Origin of the sequence: Cytobacillus sp. NJ13 (assembly GCA_030348385.1) — a bacterium.
Lineage (GTDB): Bacteria > Bacillota > Bacilli > Bacillales > Cytobacillaceae > Cytobacillus.
The window spans coordinates 1,973,552-1,992,927 of record JAUCFP010000006.1 but is presented as its reverse complement, the minus strand read 5'-3'; the positions used below and the strand labels follow the sequence as shown (position 1 = coordinate 1,992,927).

The following is a 19,376-nucleotide window of genomic DNA, read 5'->3' as shown; positions in this document are numbered from 1 at the left end:
GCTCCGGACTTTTTCCATTTATATGAAGTTGTTATTGATTATTCTGGCCGGACATTTGTGCCTGGGCTTGCTGCACTAATCGCTTAGTAATTTCTCCACCGACGGATCCGTTAGCCCGGGATACAGTATCAGAGCCTAATTGAACACCAAATTCCTGGGCAATTTCATATTTAACCTGGTCCATGTATTGTTCAATCCCAGGAACTAAAAGCTTATTGCTGCTTCTTGCCATTGTATTCAACTCCTTTTTATTGGTCTTACAGAGTTTATCTTCCCTCTGTATTTGTAGTATGAATTAAAATGGGGGTTTCATAAGTGGTAATATTTCGGCATAAGCAGTTTCTTTACTTTTCTTTATCAACAGCAGCTTCCAGAAGAATATCTGCGATATGAACGGCCTTTGCCTTTTCGGATAAACCTTCCCGTTCTATCCCCAGCTTCATCTGCAGAAGACAGCCCGGATTCGAGGTCACAATTACTGCTGCATCTGCCGACTTTGCCTGAATCATTTTATGATCAAGTATTTGCATAGACATTTCAGATTCAACAATATTATAAATTCCGGCAGAGCCGCAGCATCTGTCTGTATCCTTCATTTCCTTGAATTCGATGCCTTTAATTGAATTCAGAAGGGTACGCGGTGCTGTTGAGGTTTTCATGACATTGCGCAAATGACAGGAATCCTGATAGGTTATGATCTGCCCTGGCAGCTCAAGATTAACTTTTTTGTGAAATTCAAGTTCGTATAGAATTTCGCTGATATCTTTGAGCTTTTGCGAGAACTTTACAGCTCTTTCATGCCATTCCCGGTCATCTTTAAGAAGATGGTCATAGTCAATAAGGAATGCTCCGCATCCACCTGCATTCGTAATGATATAGTCTGCGTCCAGTTTCTCAAAAGCCTCTATGTTCCGTTTTGCCAAGTTTTTGGCCGCCTGTTTTTCACCGCTATGGCCATGAAGAGCGCCGCAGCAGGCTTGATTTTGAGGAATATGGATTTCACATCCTGCAAGCTGCAGAAGTTTTATTGTCGCATTATTGGTTTCCAGGAACATCGTATCCATTAAGCACCCAGTAAAAAAAGCGGCTTTTTTTATAGGCTTATCTGCTGAGAGGTAGGATGGCCTGTTTTTCATTTCTTTTAATTTTGGCACTTGTGGAAGTACCTTTTCCATGGCTGTGAGGTTTTTTGGAAGCCAATTCAGTATTCCTGTTTTTCTGGCGGCCGATTGCAGACCTGAACGCTGATAAAAGCCTAATAGGCCGGCAGCTGCCCTCATTCTGTTCTGGTGGGGGAAAAGACCATTAAAGACCAAACTGCGAACCGCTTTGACCGGAAGCGAGTGTTTCTTATTCTGATTAATAATATCTCTCGCTTCTTCCAGCAAGTGCCCATATTTTACTCCTGAAGGACATACAGGCTCGCATGCCCGGCAGCCCAGGCAGAGATCAAGAGATCTTTCTACGTCTTCATCCGGTTCAATCAATCCATCAGCAACAGCTTTCATTAGCGCGATCCTGCCCCTTGGAGAGTGTGTTTCTTTAAAGCCTGACTCGACATAAGTGGGGCAGGAAGGGAGGCAAAAGCCGCAGCGCATGCAATTCAGGAGCTCATCTTCATTCATTCGGTTCTTAAATTCTTCCTGAATAATTGTTTGTTCTTTTAATGTTGTCATCGGGCAACCACCACTCGTTTTCTGTCATCCTTGGCAAAAATTTTGCCGGGATTAAGAATGTTATTGGGGTCTAAAGCAGTCTTAACAGCCTTCATTGCATCAATCCCAGCCTTGCCCAGTTTCAGTTCTAGATAGGGAGCTTTCATGACCCCTACTCCATGTTCGCCTGTTATAGTTCCTCCAAGTTCAATCGCCTTGACAAAAATCTCTTCAAAAGCTTTTTCAACCCGTTCCATTTCATCTTTATCCCGTGCATCTGCGGGGCAGGTCGGATGAAGGTTTCCATCACCGGCATGGCCAAACGTACAGATGGAAAGTCCGTATTTTTTGGAAATTTCATTTATTGCTTTTACCATGTTGGCAATTTCAGATCTTGGCACTGTAGCATCTTCAAGAATGGTTGTCGGCTTTAGGCGTGCAAGAGCCGATAATGCGGCACGCCTGGCAGTCCGCAAGGCTTCTGCTTCCATTTCAGAATTTGCGAGCTGTACAGATACAGCTCCGTGGTTCTTGCAGATTTCAGCCATTTTCTGCATATCCTTTTCCACGACCTCCATCGGACCATCCTGTTCAATAAGAAGTACAGCTTGGACATCGGTTGGCAATCCAATTTGGGCAAAATCCTCAACTGCTTTTAATGTAGGCTGATCTAAAAATTCAAGGGTGGCGGGTATGATTTTGTCTGCGATGATTTTTGAGACTGATTTTGCCGCTTGTTCAAGATCCTGATATAGAGCGAGCATCGTCTTTTTTGACTCAGGAAGCGGGATTAATTTTAATGTTGCTTCCGTAATAATCCCCAAAGTTCCTTCAGATCCAACCAGCAGTCTGGTAAAATCATATCCTGCCACGTCCTTCGCAAGCTTTCCGCCCGTTCTGATAATTTCACCGCCCGCAAGTACAGCTTCCAGCCCCATCACATAGTCCCTTGTAACTCCATATTTCAATCCACGCAGTCCGCCTGAATTTTCATTGATGTTTCCACCGATTGTGCTTATTTTCATCGAACTTGGATCAGGAGGATAAAAAAGCCCTCTTGCTTCAACCTGGTTAATCATGTCAAGCGTGATGACACCGGGTTCTACTGTAACCGTAAGATTTTCTTCATCGATTTCAATGACTTTATTCATATGCTTAAACAGGAGGACAATCCCGCCTTCTGTAGGACAGGTGCCTGCACATAAATTGGTGCCTGATCCCCTTGGTACGATTGGAATTCCTGAGCTGCTGCAAATCTTGAGGATACTTGAAACTTCCTGAGTATTTCGCGGACTGATCACTGCATCGGGCATCGATTGGAAATTTGGAGTAGCGTCATATGAATAGACGAGGCGCCCTGCTTTGGAGTCATCATAATTATCTGCGCCGACAACGGCAATTAATTCTTCTTTTATTTGAACGTCAACCAAATGGATCCTCTCCTTTAATGGAAGCTGGCAATATCTATTTCTTTAAGTATAAAAAAAGCAGGGAATGCCCTGCTATGGTTAACTATACAAAAATTCATGGATATTTTAATTGTTTTTTGTGCCTTCCTCTAAAAGTTTTACGGCGATGAACAATTTCATTAAATCATTCAAATGTGATGTGTAGAGGCCGGAAAGATCCGATATTTTCTTAAGTCTGTAATGAAGGGTGTTAATATGTATGTGCAATGCTTCAGCAGTATTTTTTAAAGAGTGATTTTGCCTGAACAATTCCTGAAGGGTTATCATAAGATCCTGTTCATTCATGAATGTCCCGATCGTTCTTTCAATAAAGTCCTTTTTAGTTTCTGGAGAGAGATCATCAAATATCATTTCAATGGTCAAATCCTGATCAAATATTATGGTGCCCCGGTCTTTTGCGATTTTTAAAGCTCGTTCTGCCTGCATAAAAGAGTCGGAAAGGCAGGAGGGGGGCAATGGTTTACCGGTGCCAATACTTACTTCAGCAGCCAGAAGGTTTTCAAGAAAGCGATGGAAGCGGGTGACCCTTTCTCTTATCCTATTTTCTTTTTTTGCTGAAGAAATCCCGGCTAAAAGCACAATTCGATTATTTCCCCAGCGAATTAGAATATCATGCGGACCTGCTTCTTTCCAGGATAAAATTCTATTCCAAAGATCTCTATGAAGCAATTGGCTATTTTGCCTGAACTCAGCGATGGAAACCTGTCTGTCCACAGCCAGATTAATCTTTAGCAGATGAGCCCTTTCTTTGAATGGGGGATCCCATTCTTTTTCCTGCAGCCAGTCAAACATAAAACCTTCCAGTGCACGAGCCTGCCAATCGAGCTGCTCTGCAAAGTAACTTTCACTGATAAATAACTCTGTTAATTTGCGGATTATTTCTGCGAATGGGGAAATTTTATCGGGATTTCCGGTTATTCCAATAACGCCAACTGTTTCCCCTTTAAAAAAAATCGGCAGGTTAATGCCGGCTTTTACACCCTGAAGGCGCGACTGATCCTCCCTGGTAATAATCAGCTTTTCTTTATTTTTTATGCAAATCAGTGCGCCTTCATGAAAACTGCCTATTCTGCCTGCATCTGTACTTGCAATGATCACCCCGCAGGTATTCGCAACTATGATATCTTCCCGAAGAAACTGACGCACTTCAGCTATAATTTTTTCAGCCAGGTCAGGCAACAACATGTCATATCTCCCTTTGATTTTTTGACTTTATTATATATAAATAAAAAACTTCCTGCGAATTTTCTAATATCCCTTTTAAAAACCGGGTATATTCATTATGATAAGGGTTAGAAAAATTTTGAAGGGGACAGGTATGATATGTGGAAAGACGTAAGAAATTGGCTGGATAAACTAACACCTGCCCAAGTAATATCCGGATATTATTTATTGGCAGTATCTGTATCGGTACTTTTATTAAGAATACCGGCTGTACATAAACCAGGAGTGGAGGTTGCATTTATTGATACGGTTTTCACGGCTGTCAGTGCAGTCAGTGTTACCGGTCTGACAGTGGTTAATATATCGGAAACATACAGTGTTTTTGGTTATTTTGTCATCATGTTCATCCTTCAGTTTGGCGGAATAGGGATCATGGCGCTGGGCACATTCTTTTGGCTCCTGCTGGGCCGCAAGATTGGATTGAGAGGGCGCCGCCTCATCATGGTCGATCATAATCAATATGCCTTGTCCGGCCTGGTCAATTTAGTAAAAGAAATTATTAAAATTATATTGGTGATTGAAACGCTTGGTGCGCTCATATTGGGTTTTCATTTTCTTAAATATTATCCTGCCTGGGATGACGCATTTCTGCATGCTCTGTTCGCATCTGTCAGTGCAACAACCAACGGAGGCATGGATATTACAGGAGCCTCTCTTAAACCATATGCCGGCGATTATTTCGTGCAGCTGATCAATATTATACTCATTACTTTAGGAGCTATCGGTTTTCCTGTTCTTATCGAATTAAAGCAATATCTATTTCGGAATAAATGGGACCAGGAACCATCTTTTCGCTTTTCCTTATTTGCAAAATTGACGACCGTTACCTATGCCGCTCTTCTTGTGTTTGGTACGGTTATTTTGCTCATCATGGAATTCAATCAATATTTTAAAGACATGAACTGGCATGAAAGCTTCTTTTATGCATTCTTTCAATCCGCTACCACCCGGAGCGGCGGTTTATCAACCATGGATGTAAATGAGTTTACAATGCCTACTCTCATCATAATGAGTATTTTAATGTTCATCGGGGCGTCACCGAGTTCTGTGGGTGGGGGCATCAGGACGACTACCTTTGCTGTGAATATCCTTTTTATTTATCACTTTGCCAAAGGAAATCGGGATATAAAAATATTTAAAAGAGAAATTCATGAAGATGATATTCTGAAGTCCCTTGCTATCACATTGCTTGCTATTGGCATGTGTTTTCTCTCTGTTGTCATTCTAAGCATTACAGAAAAGCAGATGGAGCTTATTGAAATTATTTTCGAGGTCTGCTCAGCTTTTGGTACTACGGGTCTATCGTTAGGAATCACCCCGGAATTATCAATGATCGGGAAATGTATCATAATGGCCTTAATGTTTATTGGAAGAATTGGATTAACTTCTTTCTTATTTATTATAGGCGGCAAAGAAAAACAGCCGAATTTTCATTATCCTAAAGAGCGCGTTATTATTGGATAAAAAAGCAGCCCGGAAGATTATTCCGGACTGCTTTTTTTCGTGTCCCCACCGCCTATGCACATGGGATTTTCTTATTAATCCGTCCCGCGGCTGACATCTTTAGTAGGATGCATGAATGGGTAGCCTTGAGGCGGTTTTTTGCTTTCAAGGAGTTCTTTGTTTTCCGAAGTATTCCAGCCGATGTCATTTGTTGGATGAATCCAATCCTCACCTGCCATCACTGCAGGATCTGTTTCATCGCTCCAGTTTTCCAGCGGTGAACTGTCCGAAGAATAATAACTGTCCCCAATGGTTACGCCAAAAGAATTCTTGAAAGGAGGCTGAAGTTTCATTCCTGTGTCTTTAAAGCTCGGTGCTTCTATTTGATGTGGAAGTGTTTCATCAATGCCAATGCTTTTGTTATTTTTTTCAGTCATATCGCTCATTCCTTTTTACTCTATTTTTTGCAACGCAGTAAAATTTATGATTGTAAAATAAGGAAGACTCAGATAGGAATGAAACCGTGTTTTTTACTAAAAATAAAGCTGTGTTAAACCTTAAAGTGGATTTAGCACTATAAAATATATTTCAGGAGGAGATTGGGATGGCCAAACGAAAAGCTGAGTATAATGCCGTTGAAAAATACAGCAAGACGCCTAAGAAGAACCTTCAGGAATCAGAGTTTTCAGCAGAATTCAGCCAGGGAGAGAATCCCATGAAAATGGCTAACCGCAACTCCAAGCATGGGAGTGAGGGAAGATCTTAGTGGATCATAATAAACCACGAAAAAATGGCCGGCAAAATGGTTCTGCAAATGTTGAATTCGGTATGGAGTTTGGTGATATAAATGCCGGAAAACTTTATGAGCTTCCATATATGAACCGCGATAAAGGTAAAAAAAAAGATCGGGATAAATGCTAAAAACCGGCAGATTCCTGCCGGTTTTATCAATCATGTATAGGGCCAGTATAGATGGAAACTTTTTCTGTGCTTGAGTCGAAATAGGCAAGCATAACTGTGTCACTCTTTTCAATTATTCCATCCTTAATATATTGGTCAATATCAAATGATAATCTTTCACTTAAGGTATGTTTGTATATTTCTTTTTCATTCAGCTGAAGGCTTAAGAAACCTTCTCCCAGCTGGATTGGATTTTCAAGCAGAGACTGGTAGAGCATTGATCTCTCAGATTTTTCAAAGCTTGGCTGCCACCAGGGTTTTCTAGGCTTGTATTTTTGTTTTGAAATATAGTCAAACTTCATAAGGCCTTCTGCTATATCTAAATCAGCAATTTCTTTTGATTGCAGGAATTCAAAAAGGCGTTTGAAAAGATCTTCAAGCTGATGGCCAATTCTGGACCATCCTTTTTGCTCCCAATAACTTCCAAATTCCTGGAAGAAATCGAATGGAGTCGGAAATACTTTTGTAACCAAATATTCAACGGTCGCATCCATTCTATGATCATTCCAATATTTCTCTAAAACATCTTCAACTTGTTTAATGCGAATGATGTCATCAAAGGATAAAACATTATTTCCAAGTATTTCATATGGAGAATGGTCCATATAAATATATTGATGATCTTCTGCTCTCAAGCGAAGCCCGGTGCCTCTCAGCATTTTTAAGAAGCCGAGCTGGAGCTCTTCGGGCCGCATTGCAAAAACATCATTGAATGTTCTTTTGAATGAATCATAATCTTCCTCTGGCAGTCCGGCAATTAAGTCAAGATGCTGGTCGATTTTTCCTCCATCCTTTACCATTGTGACCGTGCGGCAAAGTTTGTCAAAGTTCTGCTTCCTCATGACCAATTCATTTGTATAGTCGTTAGTCGATTGTACACCAATTTCAAATCGGAATAATCCTGCCGGAGCTTCCTTGTTTAGAAATTCAATTACTTCCGGCCTCATGATATCTGCAGTGATTTCAAATTGAAATACAGTCCCCGGCAGATGTTCATCGATTAAAAATTGGAACATTTCCAAAGCATAACTGCGGCTTATGTTGAATGTACGGTCCACAAATTTAAGGGTTTTTGCACCATTCTTCATTAGATATCGGATGTCGTCCTTAATTTTTTCCCTGTCAAAGTATCTCACACCTACTTCAATAGAGGAAAGGCAAAACTGGCAGCTGAAAGGGCATCCCCGGCTTGTTTCTATATATGTGACGCGTTTAGAAAGGTGGGGAATGTCTTCTTCAAAGCGGAATGGTGAGGGCAGCTCGCGCAAATCCAGCTTATTCCGCTGCGGATTAATACGAACCTGGCCATTTTCCCTGAAAGCAAGACCATGCACATTTTCCATATTCATAGTGCCATTCAGCTCTGTCAGCAGCTGTTTGAACGTTTCCTCACCTTCCCCGATAACAATGTAATCAAATTCTTTTATATTTTTCATCCAATCCGCAACATCATATGTCACTTCAGGTCCTCCGACTGCAATATGAATGGAAGGGTCAATCTTTTTTATCATTTTAATGACCTTAATGGTTTCTTCGATATTCCATATATAACAGCTGAATCCGATCACATCAGGTTTTTTGCGGACCAGATCTGTAACGATATTCATTACCGGATCTTTAATTGTATATTCGGCTAATTCCACATTGAAATCAGGCTGTGCGTATGCCTTTAGATAGCGGATCGCTATATTTGTATGAATGTATTTGGCATTAAGCGTACTGGCGATAACTTTCATTTATTTTGGACTCCCTTTTTAGCAACTTAAACATCATATAATTGTAACATAATTTTGAATGAAAAAAAGGAAGTAAAACATTGACATATGTTAAGGAAGATAAATTATACTAATTATTATAATATTAATAAAAATTCAACAATTTGCATTAAAACTATAGTAAGATAGTAGAAAAATATAATATTTAGCTGGGAGAGGGAACGAATGAAGGTAAGTCTTTTTGCAACATGTCTGGTAGATATGTTTCAGGGAAATACAGGCAAAGCAGCTGTTGAATTGCTTGAGCGCCTGGGATGTGAAATAGATTTTCCGGAATCACAGGTCTGCTGCGGCCAGCCTGCCTACAACAGCGGCTATGTGCAAGAATCAAAGGAAGCCATGAAAAGGATGATTACAGCATTTGAGCATGCAGAATATGTTGTTTCCCCTTCTGGATCTTGCGCCTATATGTTTCATGAGTATCCGCATGTTTTTAAAGGTGACTCTGTGTGGGAACCCAGAGCAAAAAAGCTTGCAGAAAAAACATACGAACTTACTCAATTTATCGTTGAAGTACTAAACGTGGACGATGTCGGGGCAAAGTTAAAAGGAAAAGCCACTTATCATACATCCTGCCATATGACCAGGCTTCTTGGTGTAAAAGAAGCACCTATGAAATTATTAAAAAATGTGGAGGGCCTGGAATTCGAAGAGCTTCCCGGCAAGGAGCAATGCTGCGGTTTTGGCGGTACCTTCTCCGTGAAAATGGCTCAAATATCTGAACAAATGGTAGATGAAAAGGTTGGGCATATAGAGGAGACTGAAGCAGAATTTCTCATTGGAGCGGACGCAGGGTGCCTGATGAATATTGGAGGCAGGATCGGAAGGCAGGGAAAACCAATAAGGGTTATGCATATTGCTGAAGTGTTAAATTGCCGCTAAGCAATTAATGGACATGCTTTCCTGCAAAGCAGGAAAGACAGTTTTGAACGTTGATAATTGTCTAGCGCAAGCAGCCTGCCCCTCGGGTGTCAGGGGTATGGTAAGGTGCTTGCGCTCTTCTTGAGGGGGAATAAGAATGGCTATGAAAATAGGAACGAACGACTTTAAGGATCGTGTAGATTCCGGAATAAGCAATTCCTTTATGAGAGGCGCAGTTTCAGGTGCTCAGGAAAGGCTTCAGACAAGAAGGCTTGATGCTGCAGCAGAACTTGGAAATTGGGAAGAATGGCGGTCGCTTTCAGAAGAAATTCGCCAGCATGTACTTGAAAATCTGGATTTTTACTTATACCAGCTCAGCGAAAATGTAGCTAAAAGGGGGGGGCACGTTTTTTTTGCTGAAACTGCAGAAGAAGCCTCTGCCTATATACGGGAAGTAATTGAAAGGAAGAATGCAAGAAAAGTAGTTAAATCAAAATCGATGGTAACCGAAGAGATTCATTTAAATGCCTCACTGGAAGAGGCCGGATGCCAGGTCATTGAAACTGATTTGGGGGAATACATCCTTCAGGTGGACGACCATGATCCCCCTTCACATATAGTGGCGCCTGCACTTCATAAGAATAAAGAGCAGATTCGGGATGTGTTTGCAGAAAAACTGAACTATCAGAACACAGAAAAGCCGGAAGAACTTGCATGGCATGCAAGAGAAATGCTGCGCCACGAATACTTAACCGCAGATGTTGGCATTACGGGCTGCAACTTCGCTGTTGCGGAAACCGGTTCAATCACTCTAGTGACTAATGAAGGCAATGCTGATCTTGTCACTGCCTTGCCTAAGACGCAAATTACGGTAATGGGCATGGAAAGACTGGTTCCGACTTATGAGGAAATGGAAGTGCTTGTCAGCATGCTGACAAGGAGCGCTGTTGGACAAAAGCTTACGAGCTATATTACTGTTCTGACTGGTCCAAAAGAAGAACTCGATGTCGATGGTCCTGAAGAATTCCACCTGGTTGTAGTGGACAATGGCCGCTCTTCGATTTTAGGAGGGGAGTTTCACTCCATTCTCCAATGTATTCGCTGTGCTGCATGTGTAAATGTTTGTCCCGTATACAGGCATGTTGGCGGTCATTCCTACGGATCCATTTATTCAGGCCCGATTGGAGCGGTCCTGTCACCCCTTTTAGGCGGCTATGATGATTATAAGGAATTGCCTTATGCTTCAACACTTTGCGGAGCATGTACGGAAGCCTGTCCGGTCAAAATCCCTCTTCATGAACTTCTTCATAAACATCGGCAGGTAATTGTCGAAAAAGAAGGAAGGGCTCCCGTATCGGAAAAGATGACCATGAAGGCTTTTGGGCTGGGGGCAGCTTCACCGTCCCTTTATAAGCTGGGGTCAAAGCTGGCACCGGCAGCCATGAATCCATTTACCACAGGCGGCAGAATTACAAAGGGACCAGGCCCATTAAAGGCCTGGACAGAAATCAGGGATTTTCCAGCTCCTACTAAAGAAAGATTTCGCGATTGGTTCAAAAACCGGCAAAAAGGAGGCGGACAGCAGTGAATGGAACAATTCAGAATCGAGATGCTTTTTTAAATAAAATTGCAGGCAGATTGGGCAGGAAAAATAGAATTACTGGAGTCGAAAGACCGGAATGGAGCTTTAACCCGCAGGATGCAGTCTTGAAAGAAGCAGATGCTGATGAGCTTCTTGAAGCTTTAAAGACTCAGTGTACGAAAATCCACACAGACCTTGTTGTAACCAGTGCTGCCAATTTGACTGAAACTCTCAAAGAAATTGTAGCCCAATATGGCGGGGGGCCAGTTGTGACCTGGAAGGATGACCGCTATAGACAGTTTGGGCTTACACCGCTATTTAAGGAAATTTGGCCAAAAGAGAAAGTGGATGTATATGAATGGGATTATTCTGAAGAAGGAAGAAATATAGAATACGCAGAACATGCTAATATCGGCATCACGGTCAGTGAAATAACCCTGGCTGAATCAGGCACAGCAGTCTTGTTCAGCAGCAAGGATCACGGGCGGACAGTCAGCTTTCTCCCTGCTGCGTCGATCATCCTTATTCCGAAAAGCACCCTGGTCCCGCGCATGACACAGGCAGCAAGGATCATTAGGGAAAGGCTAAACTCAGGGCAGCAGGCACCTTCCTGCATTAATTTCATTACTGGACCAAGCAACTCTGCTGATATTGAGATGAACCTCGTTGTTGGTGTACATGGGCCTGTTAAAGCTGCGTATATTGTTATTGAAGATTTATAATGCGTGAGGCACCTGGCATCCGGTTTTTATAAGGACGAGAAAAAACGCCAAACTTTTGTTGGCGTTTTTTCTGAAAGCGTCCCAGGCGAGATTCGAACTCACGACCTACAGCTTAGGAGGCTGTCGCTCTATCCAGCTGAGCTACTGGGACATATTGGTATAATTATATTTACGCTTAGCTGAGCTACTGGACAAAATAATATAACACAGTTACTTATTATAATCCCATAATCAAAATTGGTCAATGGTTATGCCTAAAGTAAAAACCGGCCAGTAATACATGACCGGTTTCTGTACTAACTTGTAAGTTTTTTACGATAAAATCTGGCATATGCCTTTGATCTATCTTTTAGCTTCTTTAGCTGTGATGTTTTCAGTTCTATAATAGGCTGCGCAAATGAAGTAATCAGTTTGCTTGAGAGAAGCAAAGTCAGCAGCAGCGATATTCCGGCAAGCAGCAGGAAGTTTTCCGGTTTGCTGAAAAAGCCCTGTACATCACTTTCCCTGAATACTCGTACAAAGAATCCGTGAAGCAGATAGACATAAAGTGTATTTTTTCCTAAATCAGTAAAGAAATATTGTTTGCGGGGCACAAAAGCAAAGAAGCTAAATACCATAATTAAACTTAGGACATAAAAGCTCAATCTCGCAAAGACTGCCCCAATCGAAGCTGTCCCCATTTCAGTATATGGCTTTGAGCCAAGCAGCCACTTATAATCCACTTCAGGGTATAGATAAAAGCCTATAAAGACTACAGCAAAAATAGCTAATGCACTAATTCTGAACTTTGGCTGGAATAGCGCATAAAAATGCTCCTTCTTTAAATAATATCCCAATAGGAATAAAGGAAAGAACACAAATGTTCTGGATAAACTTAAATAGTTTGAAATCCAATCGGCATATCCGACAGCAAGCCCAATGATAAAAGCAGCTGCCAGGGAATAAACAGCTTTATACTTTGCAAAGAATAAAAGCATGATATTCCAGGAGAACATGCTGATCAGGAACCATAAAGACCAATGCGGATTAAAAGGATCCAACTCAAAGGTGCCTTTGTTATATAAAAAATAATAGAAAATCGAATAAATAACCTGAAAAATAATATATGGCAGTATGAGCTTTTTGGCAATTTTCTTTATATAGCCTTTTTTATAAAAGCCTTTTGCAAAAAAACCTGATACCAGTATAAATGCTGGCATATGGAACGTGTAGATTACCTTATATAAAGTATAGATTGTTTCATTATCTTCAATAAAAGAGCGGAGTAAATGTCCGAAAACGACAAAGAAGATTAAGATAAACTTCGTGTTGTCGAAGTAAAAGTCACGTTGTTTCATAAGTCCTCCTCTATTAAAGACCCCCATAAATACTCTTTCTTTCTTTACCCACTTTAACATGAAGCAAACTTCTTTTCTCGTGTAAATAGAAGGTTTAATTTACAGAAAATGTAAAAAGTTTGAACTCTGAAATTGCTGTCATACTACTTTGAGGTTCCTGTTATACAAAAAATATTTGCTTATTAGCTCATATATTATATGGCTTGAATGATGTAATGTAAATCTGTTTCAAATTTCATTTATAGAAATTCATTTTTGTCTCAGATAAAAGGGAGTAGTTCGATTAGTATGTCATAGCTGATGAATACATGAAGCAATCAGGTTTATAAAGAGAAAATTTTAAAGGGGAAAAGTACAGGGAAGGCTGTATTAAAATGAAAAATTGGAAAAATAATCTTCAAATGTCTTTTTTGTTCTATTATAATGAATTGAAAGAATAGTAAAAAAGAATTAGATATATACTAGTTCAATTGTTCGCATCCAGTTAAATCATAAAGGGGGAAGTAAGGTTGAAAGGGGTAAGAAAATTTATACCGGGCAAGAAGGAAAGAAAAGAATCGTCGAAGTCAAAAAAGCTTAGCATAGCCAAGTATTTAAATAAAATGGCCAGCACGAAATGGTGGAAGAACCTGAAGATTGGCCAGAAATACGGGGTTGCGCTTTTTGTGACCATTGGGCTATTCACGGTTTCCACTGTTCTTACTTTCTTATTGCTGACAATTGCCAATTCAAAACTGGAGATTGTTAAGGATTCTGGGGAAAAAGCCATTAAGATTACTGAATCAGCGGCCACTTTTCATCATAAAGGGAGCACGATAGGAAACTTTATCATTGACTCCAATCCCAAACATTTAAAAACATTTGATGAGCTGACAGAGGATTTTAATAAATTGAAAGAGGAAATTTCTCCAGAGCTAAGCGATTCAAAATTAAAAGCCCTTTTTAGGCAAATTGATGAAAATGATCAAAAAATCACCAGTTTATTTCATGATGTCATCGAGCCAGAAGTGAAACTGCAGCATGCAAGAGAATATAGGCTGGGAAAATTGCAGGCAGATAATCTCATTTCTGAAACGGTCGATAAATTAAATACCCTCAGCAGTATGATGAAAGAGGATCAGCAAAAGGCTGTGACTTCTGCTAAATCTGGTCTTATCCTTACTTTAATAGTGCTTGGCATTTCCATCATCATTTCTGCTATCCTGGGAATCGCGAGTATCCTTTTTATAGGACGTATTATTTCTAAAAAACTAACTGCCATTGTCCAATTCTCAGATGATATTGCAGGAGGAAACCTCAATGCAGATTCAGTGGAATATGAAGGTGATGATGAAGTAGCACAGCTTAGCAGAGCCATGAATTCCATGAAAATAAAACTGCAGACCATGATTCAGGAAATTAATGCGGTTTCTGGGTATGTGACTGAAAGAAGCGGAGAACTGAATATTGCTGCAAATGAAGTGAAAGCAGCCAGTCAGCAGGTTGCTTCAACCATGCAGGAACTATCCGGAGGAGCTGAGGATCAGGCGGGCTCTGCAACACGTTTATCTTTAATGATGGACGAGTACCTGGAAAAAGTGAAAGAAGCTTCATACAGCGGTAATGAAATAAAGAGTGCTTCCACAGAGGTGCTATCGCTTACTGAGAATGGAAACAAGCTAATGAAGGAATCCCAGGAACAAATGGGATTAATTAACCAAATAATGAAGTCATCTGTGGACAAGGTAAATGGACTCGATGATCAGACAAAGCAAATCTCCAGATTAGTTAAGGTAATAAAAGAAATTGCAGACCAGACCAACCTGCTGGCATTAAATGCAGCAATTGAAGCAGCCAGAGCCGGTGAGCATGGAAGAGGTTTTGCAGTAGTGGCAGATGAAGTGAGGAAACTGGCTGAGCAGGTATCATTCTCGGTTTCAGATATCACTAAGATTGTCGGGGGCATTCAAGCAGAGTCAAACAGTGTGGCCACGTCACTTCAAACAGGCTATGTTCAAGTTGAAAAAGGAACTGAGCAAATTCAATTGACGGGACAAACATTCCAGAAAATTTACGAGGCAGTTAACTCAATGTCAACTAATGTCAGTGACATATCCCGAAGCCTCGAACAGGTTTCCATAAATTCTTCCCATATGAACCAGTCCATTGGCAGTATTGCCGCAGTATCCGAGGAATCTGCTGCAGGCATCGAACAAACGAGTGCATCAATGGCTCAGACTAATCATTCAATGGAGGAAATCTCAGACAATGCGCAATCCTTGTCGGAATTGGCAGAACAATTAAATGAGATGATTGCAAAATTCAAATTGTAAAATCAAGGCATACTCTTGACAGGGTATGCCTATTCTTTTCCCCAGAACCCTTTGATATGAAAAATTAATAGGACAGTTTTCTCAGAGATTTAAAGGTTTTAGTCTGATTTTGTAGAAATATTTAATTAATTGCATATCCCAATAGGAGGAAATAGAGTGGTCATTATGAATCAGGAAATCAGGAGACTCTATGCCAGGATTGAGACTTTGGAAAAGGAAAATAATAGTTTGTCCAATGATAATTCATCTAAATATAATATATTCTCACGCTCAAAAGATGGAATTTTAATTTTTGATAGCCAGGAGAGAATTGTTGATGTCAATCCTTCGTTTGCTGAAAGCTTAATGATGGATAAACAGCACCTTATTGGCAGGAACCTGTCTGACATCGTGCCCAAAAATAGGCATTTCAAGCTTGAAAAGCAAAGGGAACTGTTGAAGAGGAAGGAAAGTGTCAGGGGCATTCTGCCAATATATAACGGCAGAACGATAATAGAGTTTGATTTTACTACCAGCATCCTTAATGAAGGCGGTCTTTATATGTGCATATTAAGAGATGTAACAAGTAAGCGTCTCCTCGAACGGAAAGTGAAAAAGAATGAAGATTTGTATGCTGACCTATTTATCGAAGCCCTGGATGGAATCATTTTTTGGCGTGGGAATGGAGAAATCATCGATGCGAATGAAGCTGCTTGCCGAATTTTTGAATGTACTCATGATGAGCTTCTCAAAAAAAAGATAAAAGATTTTGTATATGAAAAATCGGAAAGATACAGAAGCATTGTTAAAGAGATGTTCGTTAAGGGAAGCATACGGGATGAGCTTGTTTTTCTTATGCCAAATGGCCAGTTCAAATCTTTGGAGTTTACTGTGAAATTGAACTCCGTTGAAGGCTACCATATGACTATCTTCAGAAATGTCAGTGAGCGTCACGCTATGGAAAAAAGCTTGAGGGAGAGCGAACAAAAATTCCGCTTGATATTTGAAGGTGCCCTTGAAGGTATGCTTCTCTGGAACGATCAGTTTGAAATAGTCGATATTAATCAATCAGGTCAGAGAATGCTTCAGATGACAAAAGAGGAGCTTATCGGTCTATCGCTGTATAGTATTTTGAATGACTGTAATATAAGCGATGATGAATTAAAGGAGCAGATAAAAAACATACACTCTGCTGGGCAATCAGACGGTAACCTTTCCATTACTCTGAAATCAGGCAGAAAGAAATTTTTTGAGTTTTCCAACAAGCTGAATATTTTTTCTAATATCAGTATGACAACATTTAAAGACATTACTGAGAAGCTGGAAATGGAAGAACAGCTTCGGAAATCAGACACTTTAAATGTCATTGGAGAATTGGCAGCAGGAATTGCCCACGAGATCAGAAACCCAATGACAGCTCTTAAAGGCTTTATACAGCTGCTGGAGGGCAGCGTGAAGGAAGATCATACTATGTATTTCAATGTGATTACCACGGAGCTTAGCAGGATTGATTCAATTATTAATGAATTTCTCATACTCGCTAAGCCTCAAGCTGTCAAGTTTGTGGAAAAAGACATATCTCAAATCATGAAGGAAACAGTCGATCTCCTTACTGCTCAGGCTGTGCTGCATAATGTTCAATTCAGGACTTATTATGCCAAGAACGTGCCCAATGTTTTCTGTGAATCCAATCAAATGAAAAAAGTCTTTATCAATATTATAAAAAATGCGATTGAAGTCATGCCTAAGGGTGGATATATTACTGTATCCATTCAGAAAGGGTTTGATCAAAAAGTTCACATATCCATTAGGGACGAAGGAACAGGAATTCCCGCGCATAAAATAAAAAAGCTTGGTGAACCTTTCTATACTACAAAGGAAAGAGGCACTGGACTTGGCTTAATGGTTACATATAAAATTATTGAAGAACATAAGGGAACAATTGAAGTGGAAAGCAAATTGGGGGAAGGAACTGTATTCCATATCTATTTGCCCCATATTTTAAAGGCGGGAATGCAATGACAGTAAGAGTTTATTCTAAAAAAAACACACCGGCAGGAGACATTTACATTGTCATTGAAAATGGGATCCTTTCGGCTTTATACATGGGGGAAGAAGATTTTCTCGAAGGGGAAGAAGTTTTATCATTGCAATTTGATCCCTCCGACTCTTTAATCAAAAAGTGTACAATCCAGCTTGAGGAATACTTTGGCGGGCAAAGGAAAGAGTTCGACATCCCTATAGAACCTCATGGCACTGAATTTCAAAAAGCAGTCTGGAAAGAGCTTTGCCTAATCCCATTTGGTGAGACAAGAAGCTATCAGGACATTGCTGTCAAAATAGGGAAAGAAAAAGCAGTGCGGGCCATTGGTCAGGCAAACAAGGCCAATCGCCTTCCGATCATTATTCCGTGCCATCGGGTAATCGGAAAAAATAAATCATTAACCGGGTATGCAGGAACCCGAACTGAAATTAAAGAAGTACTGCTATCCCTCGAGGGGGCTAATTATATTAAATAGCTCTATCTTAAATCACCTCTATGGTGATTTTTTTATGGGGATATTATATATATAGTTGACTGGATGATTATAATTCGATTATCATCTAATTAGATGATAATCGAAATGAGGGGCTGCAATTATGCAATTAAATCGTTTAGTAGCTTTTTATAAGACAATGGGAGACCCAACCAGAATCAGGATTGTTTTTCTTCTTGCCAAAGGGCCTTTGCATGGACAGGCGATAGCGGGGAAGCTTGGCTTAACCCCGCCAACTATTACCCATCATTTAAATAAACTGAGGGAAATAAACCTCGTTTATCAGAGAAGAGATAAAAATACTGTTTATTTCTATTTAAATGAATCCGTACTGAAACATCAGTCAGGTGTTCTTGCGAAATTGGCAGATAAAGAGGAGGTTAAGAAAATGGAAGAACAAAATTTAGAAGGCCAGAAGGTTATTGAAAATTTCTTCACAAGAGATGGAAAACTGAAGAATATACCTGCACAGAGAAAGAAGAAACTCATGGTTTTTGAGCATCTAATCAAAGGGTTGAAAATGGGAAAAAAATATGAAGAAAAAGAGCTCAACGAATATATTAAACAGTATCATGAAGACTATGCTACGATACGCAGAGAATTTATAATTAATCATTATATGTACAGGGAAAATGGCATTTATGAATTAAATCCTCCAGAAATGTGGGCGAAAATAGAAGGGTAAAGAAGACAGGGCCCTAGTCAGGGCTCTGTATGCTATTAGCGGTAAAAATCCGGTTTGCGGTCAGTGAAAATCGGAATCATGCTGCGGACATCTTTCACTTTATCCAGGTCTATCTCAGCATGCAGGATTTCTTCAGTTTCAGAACCTTCAGCAAGTACTTCTCCCCAGGGATCTATAATCATCGAATGGCCTGCAAAGACATTGTCAGGATCAGAGCCAGAGCGGTTGCATGCAACTACATAGCACTGGTTTTCAATGGCACGTGCAATCAAAAGCGCCCGCCAATGTGCCAGCCGGGCCAATGGCCATTCAGCTACTACAAATAAAGCTTCTGCACCTTCCGCTGTATGGGTCCGCACCCACTCAGGAAAACGGATATCATAACAAATCATCCCTGCAAACTTCCTATCTTCCAGAGAAAATACTCCCTTAGTTGTCCCTCCTTTCAGATAGAGATGTTCATTCATAAGCTTGAATAAGTGCAGCTTGCTGTATTCATGTATGAAGTTACCATTGTTATCTACAATCAGCAGAGTATTGTAAATGCCTTCGGATGTTTTCTTTGCAACAGATCCGCCTATCAGATGAACCTGATTGTTCTGTGCGGCCTCTTTTAAAAAAACTAGTGCTGACCCGGCATCCTGGTCTGCAAGTTCACCCAATCTGGTCAAATCATAGCCTGTCGTCCAAAGTTCCGGCAGCACAATAACATCCGGATTAGCCTTAAGCGCCTTTTTAATCATGGTTTCGGCTGTTTTAAAATTCTCCTCAGGTTTTCCAAATGCAATATCCATTTGTAAACAGGCAATCTTTAATTTCATAAAACTCCCCCGCA

18 protein-coding genes and 1 tRNA gene are annotated in these 19,376 nt (G+C 40.4%); 10 read left to right on the top strand and 9 right to left on the bottom strand.

Annotated elements, in window-relative coordinates:
* Nucleotides 1-31 precede the first annotated feature (31 nt).
* The 4 genes from QUF73_09665 to QUF73_09650 form a co-directional block, all read right to left on the bottom strand.
* Complete coding sequence (locus tag QUF73_09665; protein ID MDM5226483.1) at nucleotides 32-232, bottom strand: alpha/beta-type small acid-soluble spore protein; 201 nt, start codon at nucleotides 230-232, stop codon at nucleotides 32-34.
* A 112-nt stretch (nucleotides 233-344) separates the two neighbouring features.
* On the bottom strand, nucleotides 345-1,676 hold the full coding sequence (locus QUF73_09660; GenBank protein MDM5226482.1) for a (Fe-S)-binding protein: 1,332 nt from the start codon (nucleotides 1,674-1,676) through the stop codon (nucleotides 345-347).
* A complete protein-coding gene (gene glcD, locus QUF73_09655) occupies nucleotides 1,673-3,085 on the bottom strand; it encodes a glycolate oxidase subunit GlcD (GenBank protein MDM5226481.1) in 1,413 nt (470 codons plus the stop codon). The genes QUF73_09660 and glcD overlap by 4 nt, the downstream gene beginning before the upstream one ends.
* 105 nt (nucleotides 3,086-3,190) lie before the next feature.
* The gene (locus tag QUF73_09650; GenBank protein MDM5226480.1) at nucleotides 3,191-4,309 is read right to left on the bottom strand and encodes a sugar diacid recognition domain-containing protein; all 1,119 of its coding nucleotides are present in this window, start codon (nucleotides 4,307-4,309) and stop codon (nucleotides 3,191-3,193) included.
* Between the two features lie 138 nt (nucleotides 4,310-4,447).
* Here QUF73_09650 and QUF73_09645 point away from each other — a divergent pair, with 138 nt between their 5' ends.
* Nucleotides 4,448-5,812: a TrkH family potassium uptake protein gene (locus tag QUF73_09645; GenBank protein ID MDM5226479.1), complete on the top strand. Its 1,365-nt coding sequence runs from the start codon at nucleotides 4,448-4,450 to the stop codon at nucleotides 5,810-5,812.
* A gap of 74 nt (nucleotides 5,813-5,886) precedes the next feature.
* Here QUF73_09645 and QUF73_09640 read toward each other — a convergent pair whose 3' ends face one another.
* On the bottom strand, nucleotides 5,887-6,237 hold the full coding sequence (locus QUF73_09640; GenBank protein ID MDM5226478.1) for a DUF3905 domain-containing protein: 351 nt from the start codon (nucleotides 6,235-6,237) through the stop codon (nucleotides 5,887-5,889).
* Nucleotides 6,238-6,395: 158 nt separating this feature from the next.
* Between QUF73_09640 and QUF73_09635 the strand changes: the two genes are divergently transcribed.
* Nucleotides 6,396-6,557 (top strand): hypothetical protein, encoded by a 162-nt coding sequence (locus QUF73_09635; GenBank protein ID MDM5226477.1) that lies wholly within the window; start codon nucleotides 6,396-6,398, stop codon nucleotides 6,555-6,557.
* Entirely contained in the window at nucleotides 6,557-6,712 is a 156-nt protein-coding gene (locus tag QUF73_09630; GenBank protein MDM5226476.1) for a hypothetical protein, read from the top strand. The genes QUF73_09635 and QUF73_09630 overlap by 1 nt, the downstream gene beginning before the upstream one ends.
* A gap of 26 nt (nucleotides 6,713-6,738) precedes the next feature.
* Here the strand turns inward: QUF73_09630 and QUF73_09625 are convergent, their stop codons facing one another.
* The gene (locus QUF73_09625; protein ID MDM5226475.1) at nucleotides 6,739-8,487 is read right to left on the bottom strand and encodes a B12-binding domain-containing radical SAM protein; all 1,749 of its coding nucleotides are present in this window, start codon (nucleotides 8,485-8,487) and stop codon (nucleotides 6,739-6,741) included.
* A gap of 204 nt (nucleotides 8,488-8,691) precedes the next feature.
* On the opposite strand from QUF73_09625, the gene QUF73_09620 reads away from it, so the two are divergent.
* The 3 genes from QUF73_09620 (at nucleotide 8,692) to QUF73_09610 (ending at nucleotide 11,691) form a co-directional block, all read left to right on the top strand.
* Entirely contained in the window at nucleotides 8,692-9,408 is a 717-nt protein-coding gene (locus QUF73_09620; protein MDM5226474.1) for a (Fe-S)-binding protein, read from the top strand.
* 136 nt (nucleotides 9,409-9,544) lie between these two features.
* Nucleotides 9,545-10,975 (top strand): LutB/LldF family L-lactate oxidation iron-sulfur protein, encoded by a 1,431-nt coding sequence (locus tag QUF73_09615; GenBank protein MDM5226473.1) that lies wholly within the window; start codon nucleotides 9,545-9,547, stop codon nucleotides 10,973-10,975.
* Nucleotides 10,972-11,691, top strand: coding sequence for a lactate utilization protein C (locus QUF73_09610; protein MDM5226472.1), 720 nt, complete (start codon nucleotides 10,972-10,974; stop codon nucleotides 11,689-11,691). The genes QUF73_09615 and QUF73_09610 overlap by 4 nt, the downstream gene beginning before the upstream one ends.
* A gap of 77 nt (nucleotides 11,692-11,768) precedes the next feature.
* On the opposite strand, the gene QUF73_09605 is transcribed toward QUF73_09610, so the two are convergent.
* Nucleotides 11,769-11,842: transfer RNA gene (locus tag QUF73_09605), tRNA-Arg, on the bottom strand.
* A 145-nt stretch (nucleotides 11,843-11,987) separates the two neighbouring features.
* Complete coding sequence (locus QUF73_09600; GenBank protein MDM5226471.1) at nucleotides 11,988-13,028, bottom strand: acyltransferase family protein; 1,041 nt, start codon at nucleotides 13,026-13,028, stop codon at nucleotides 11,988-11,990.
* A 509-nt stretch (nucleotides 13,029-13,537) separates the two neighbouring features.
* Here QUF73_09600 and QUF73_09595 point away from each other — a divergent pair.
* The 4 genes from QUF73_09595 to QUF73_09580 all read left to right on the top strand — a co-directional run bounded on the left by QUF73_09595 (nucleotide 13,538) and on the right by QUF73_09580 (nucleotide 18,541).
* The gene (locus tag QUF73_09595; GenBank protein ID MDM5226470.1) at nucleotides 13,538-15,340 is read left to right on the top strand and encodes a methyl-accepting chemotaxis protein; all 1,803 of its coding nucleotides are present in this window, start codon (nucleotides 13,538-13,540) and stop codon (nucleotides 15,338-15,340) included.
* A 165-nt stretch (nucleotides 15,341-15,505) separates the two neighbouring features.
* Entirely contained in the window at nucleotides 15,506-17,341 is a 1,836-nt protein-coding gene (locus tag QUF73_09590; GenBank protein ID MDM5226469.1) for a PAS domain S-box protein, read from the top strand.
* Nucleotides 17,338-17,838, top strand: a complete 501-nt coding sequence (locus QUF73_09585) for a methylated-DNA--[protein]-cysteine S-methyltransferase (protein MDM5226468.1) — start codon at nucleotides 17,338-17,340, stop codon at nucleotides 17,836-17,838. Before QUF73_09590 ends, QUF73_09585 begins: the two co-directional genes overlap by 4 nt.
* A 121-nt stretch (nucleotides 17,839-17,959) precedes the next feature.
* Complete coding sequence (locus QUF73_09580; GenBank protein ID MDM5226467.1) at nucleotides 17,960-18,541, top strand: metalloregulator ArsR/SmtB family transcription factor; 582 nt, start codon at nucleotides 17,960-17,962, stop codon at nucleotides 18,539-18,541.
* Between the two features lie 35 nt (nucleotides 18,542-18,576).
* Here QUF73_09580 and QUF73_09575 read toward each other — a convergent pair whose 3' ends face one another.
* The gene (locus tag QUF73_09575; protein MDM5226466.1) at nucleotides 18,577-19,362 is read right to left on the bottom strand and encodes a carbon-nitrogen family hydrolase; all 786 of its coding nucleotides are present in this window, start codon (nucleotides 19,360-19,362) and stop codon (nucleotides 18,577-18,579) included.
* Between the last annotated feature and the right edge of the window lie 14 nt (nucleotides 19,363-19,376).

Bases quoted from the DNA above. Each gene is read 5' to 3' on its own strand.
- QUF73_09665 (MDM5226483.1), bottom strand. From the start codon at position 232: ATGGCAAGAAGCAGCAATAAGCTTTTAGTTCCTGGGATTGAACAATAC.
- QUF73_09660 (MDM5226482.1), bottom strand. From the start codon at position 1,676: ATGACAACATTAAAAGAACAAACAATTATTCAGGAAGAATTTAAGAAC.
- QUF73_09650 (MDM5226480.1), bottom strand. From the start codon at position 4,309: ATGTTGTTGCCTGACCTGGCTGAAAAAATTATAGCTGAAGTGCGTCAG.
- QUF73_09645 (MDM5226479.1), top strand. From the start codon at position 4,448: ATGTGGAAAGACGTAAGAAATTGGCTGGATAAACTAACACCTGCCCAA.
- QUF73_09640 (MDM5226478.1), bottom strand. From the start codon at position 6,237: ATGAGCGATATGACTGAAAAAAATAACAAAAGCATTGGCATTGATGAA.
- QUF73_09635 (MDM5226477.1), top strand. From the start codon at position 6,396: ATGGCCAAACGAAAAGCTGAGTATAATGCCGTTGAAAAATACAGCAAG.
- QUF73_09625 (MDM5226475.1), bottom strand. From the start codon at position 8,487: ATGAAAGTTATCGCCAGTACGCTTAATGCCAAATACATTCATACAAAT.
- QUF73_09620 (MDM5226474.1), top strand. From the start codon at position 8,692: ATGAAGGTAAGTCTTTTTGCAACATGTCTGGTAGATATGTTTCAGGGA.
- QUF73_09615 (MDM5226473.1), top strand. From the start codon at position 9,545: ATGGCTATGAAAATAGGAACGAACGACTTTAAGGATCGTGTAGATTCC.
- QUF73_09600 (MDM5226471.1), bottom strand. From the start codon at position 13,028: ATGAAACAACGTGACTTTTACTTCGACAACACGAAGTTTATCTTAATC.
- QUF73_09590 (MDM5226469.1), top strand. From the start codon at position 15,506: ATGAATCAGGAAATCAGGAGACTCTATGCCAGGATTGAGACTTTGGAA.
- QUF73_09585 (MDM5226468.1), top strand. From the start codon at position 17,338: ATGACAGTAAGAGTTTATTCTAAAAAAAACACACCGGCAGGAGACATT.
- QUF73_09580 (MDM5226467.1), top strand. From the start codon at position 17,960: ATGCAATTAAATCGTTTAGTAGCTTTTTATAAGACAATGGGAGACCCA.
- QUF73_09575 (MDM5226466.1), bottom strand. From the start codon at position 19,362: ATGAAATTAAAGATTGCCTGTTTACAAATGGATATTGCATTTGGAAAA.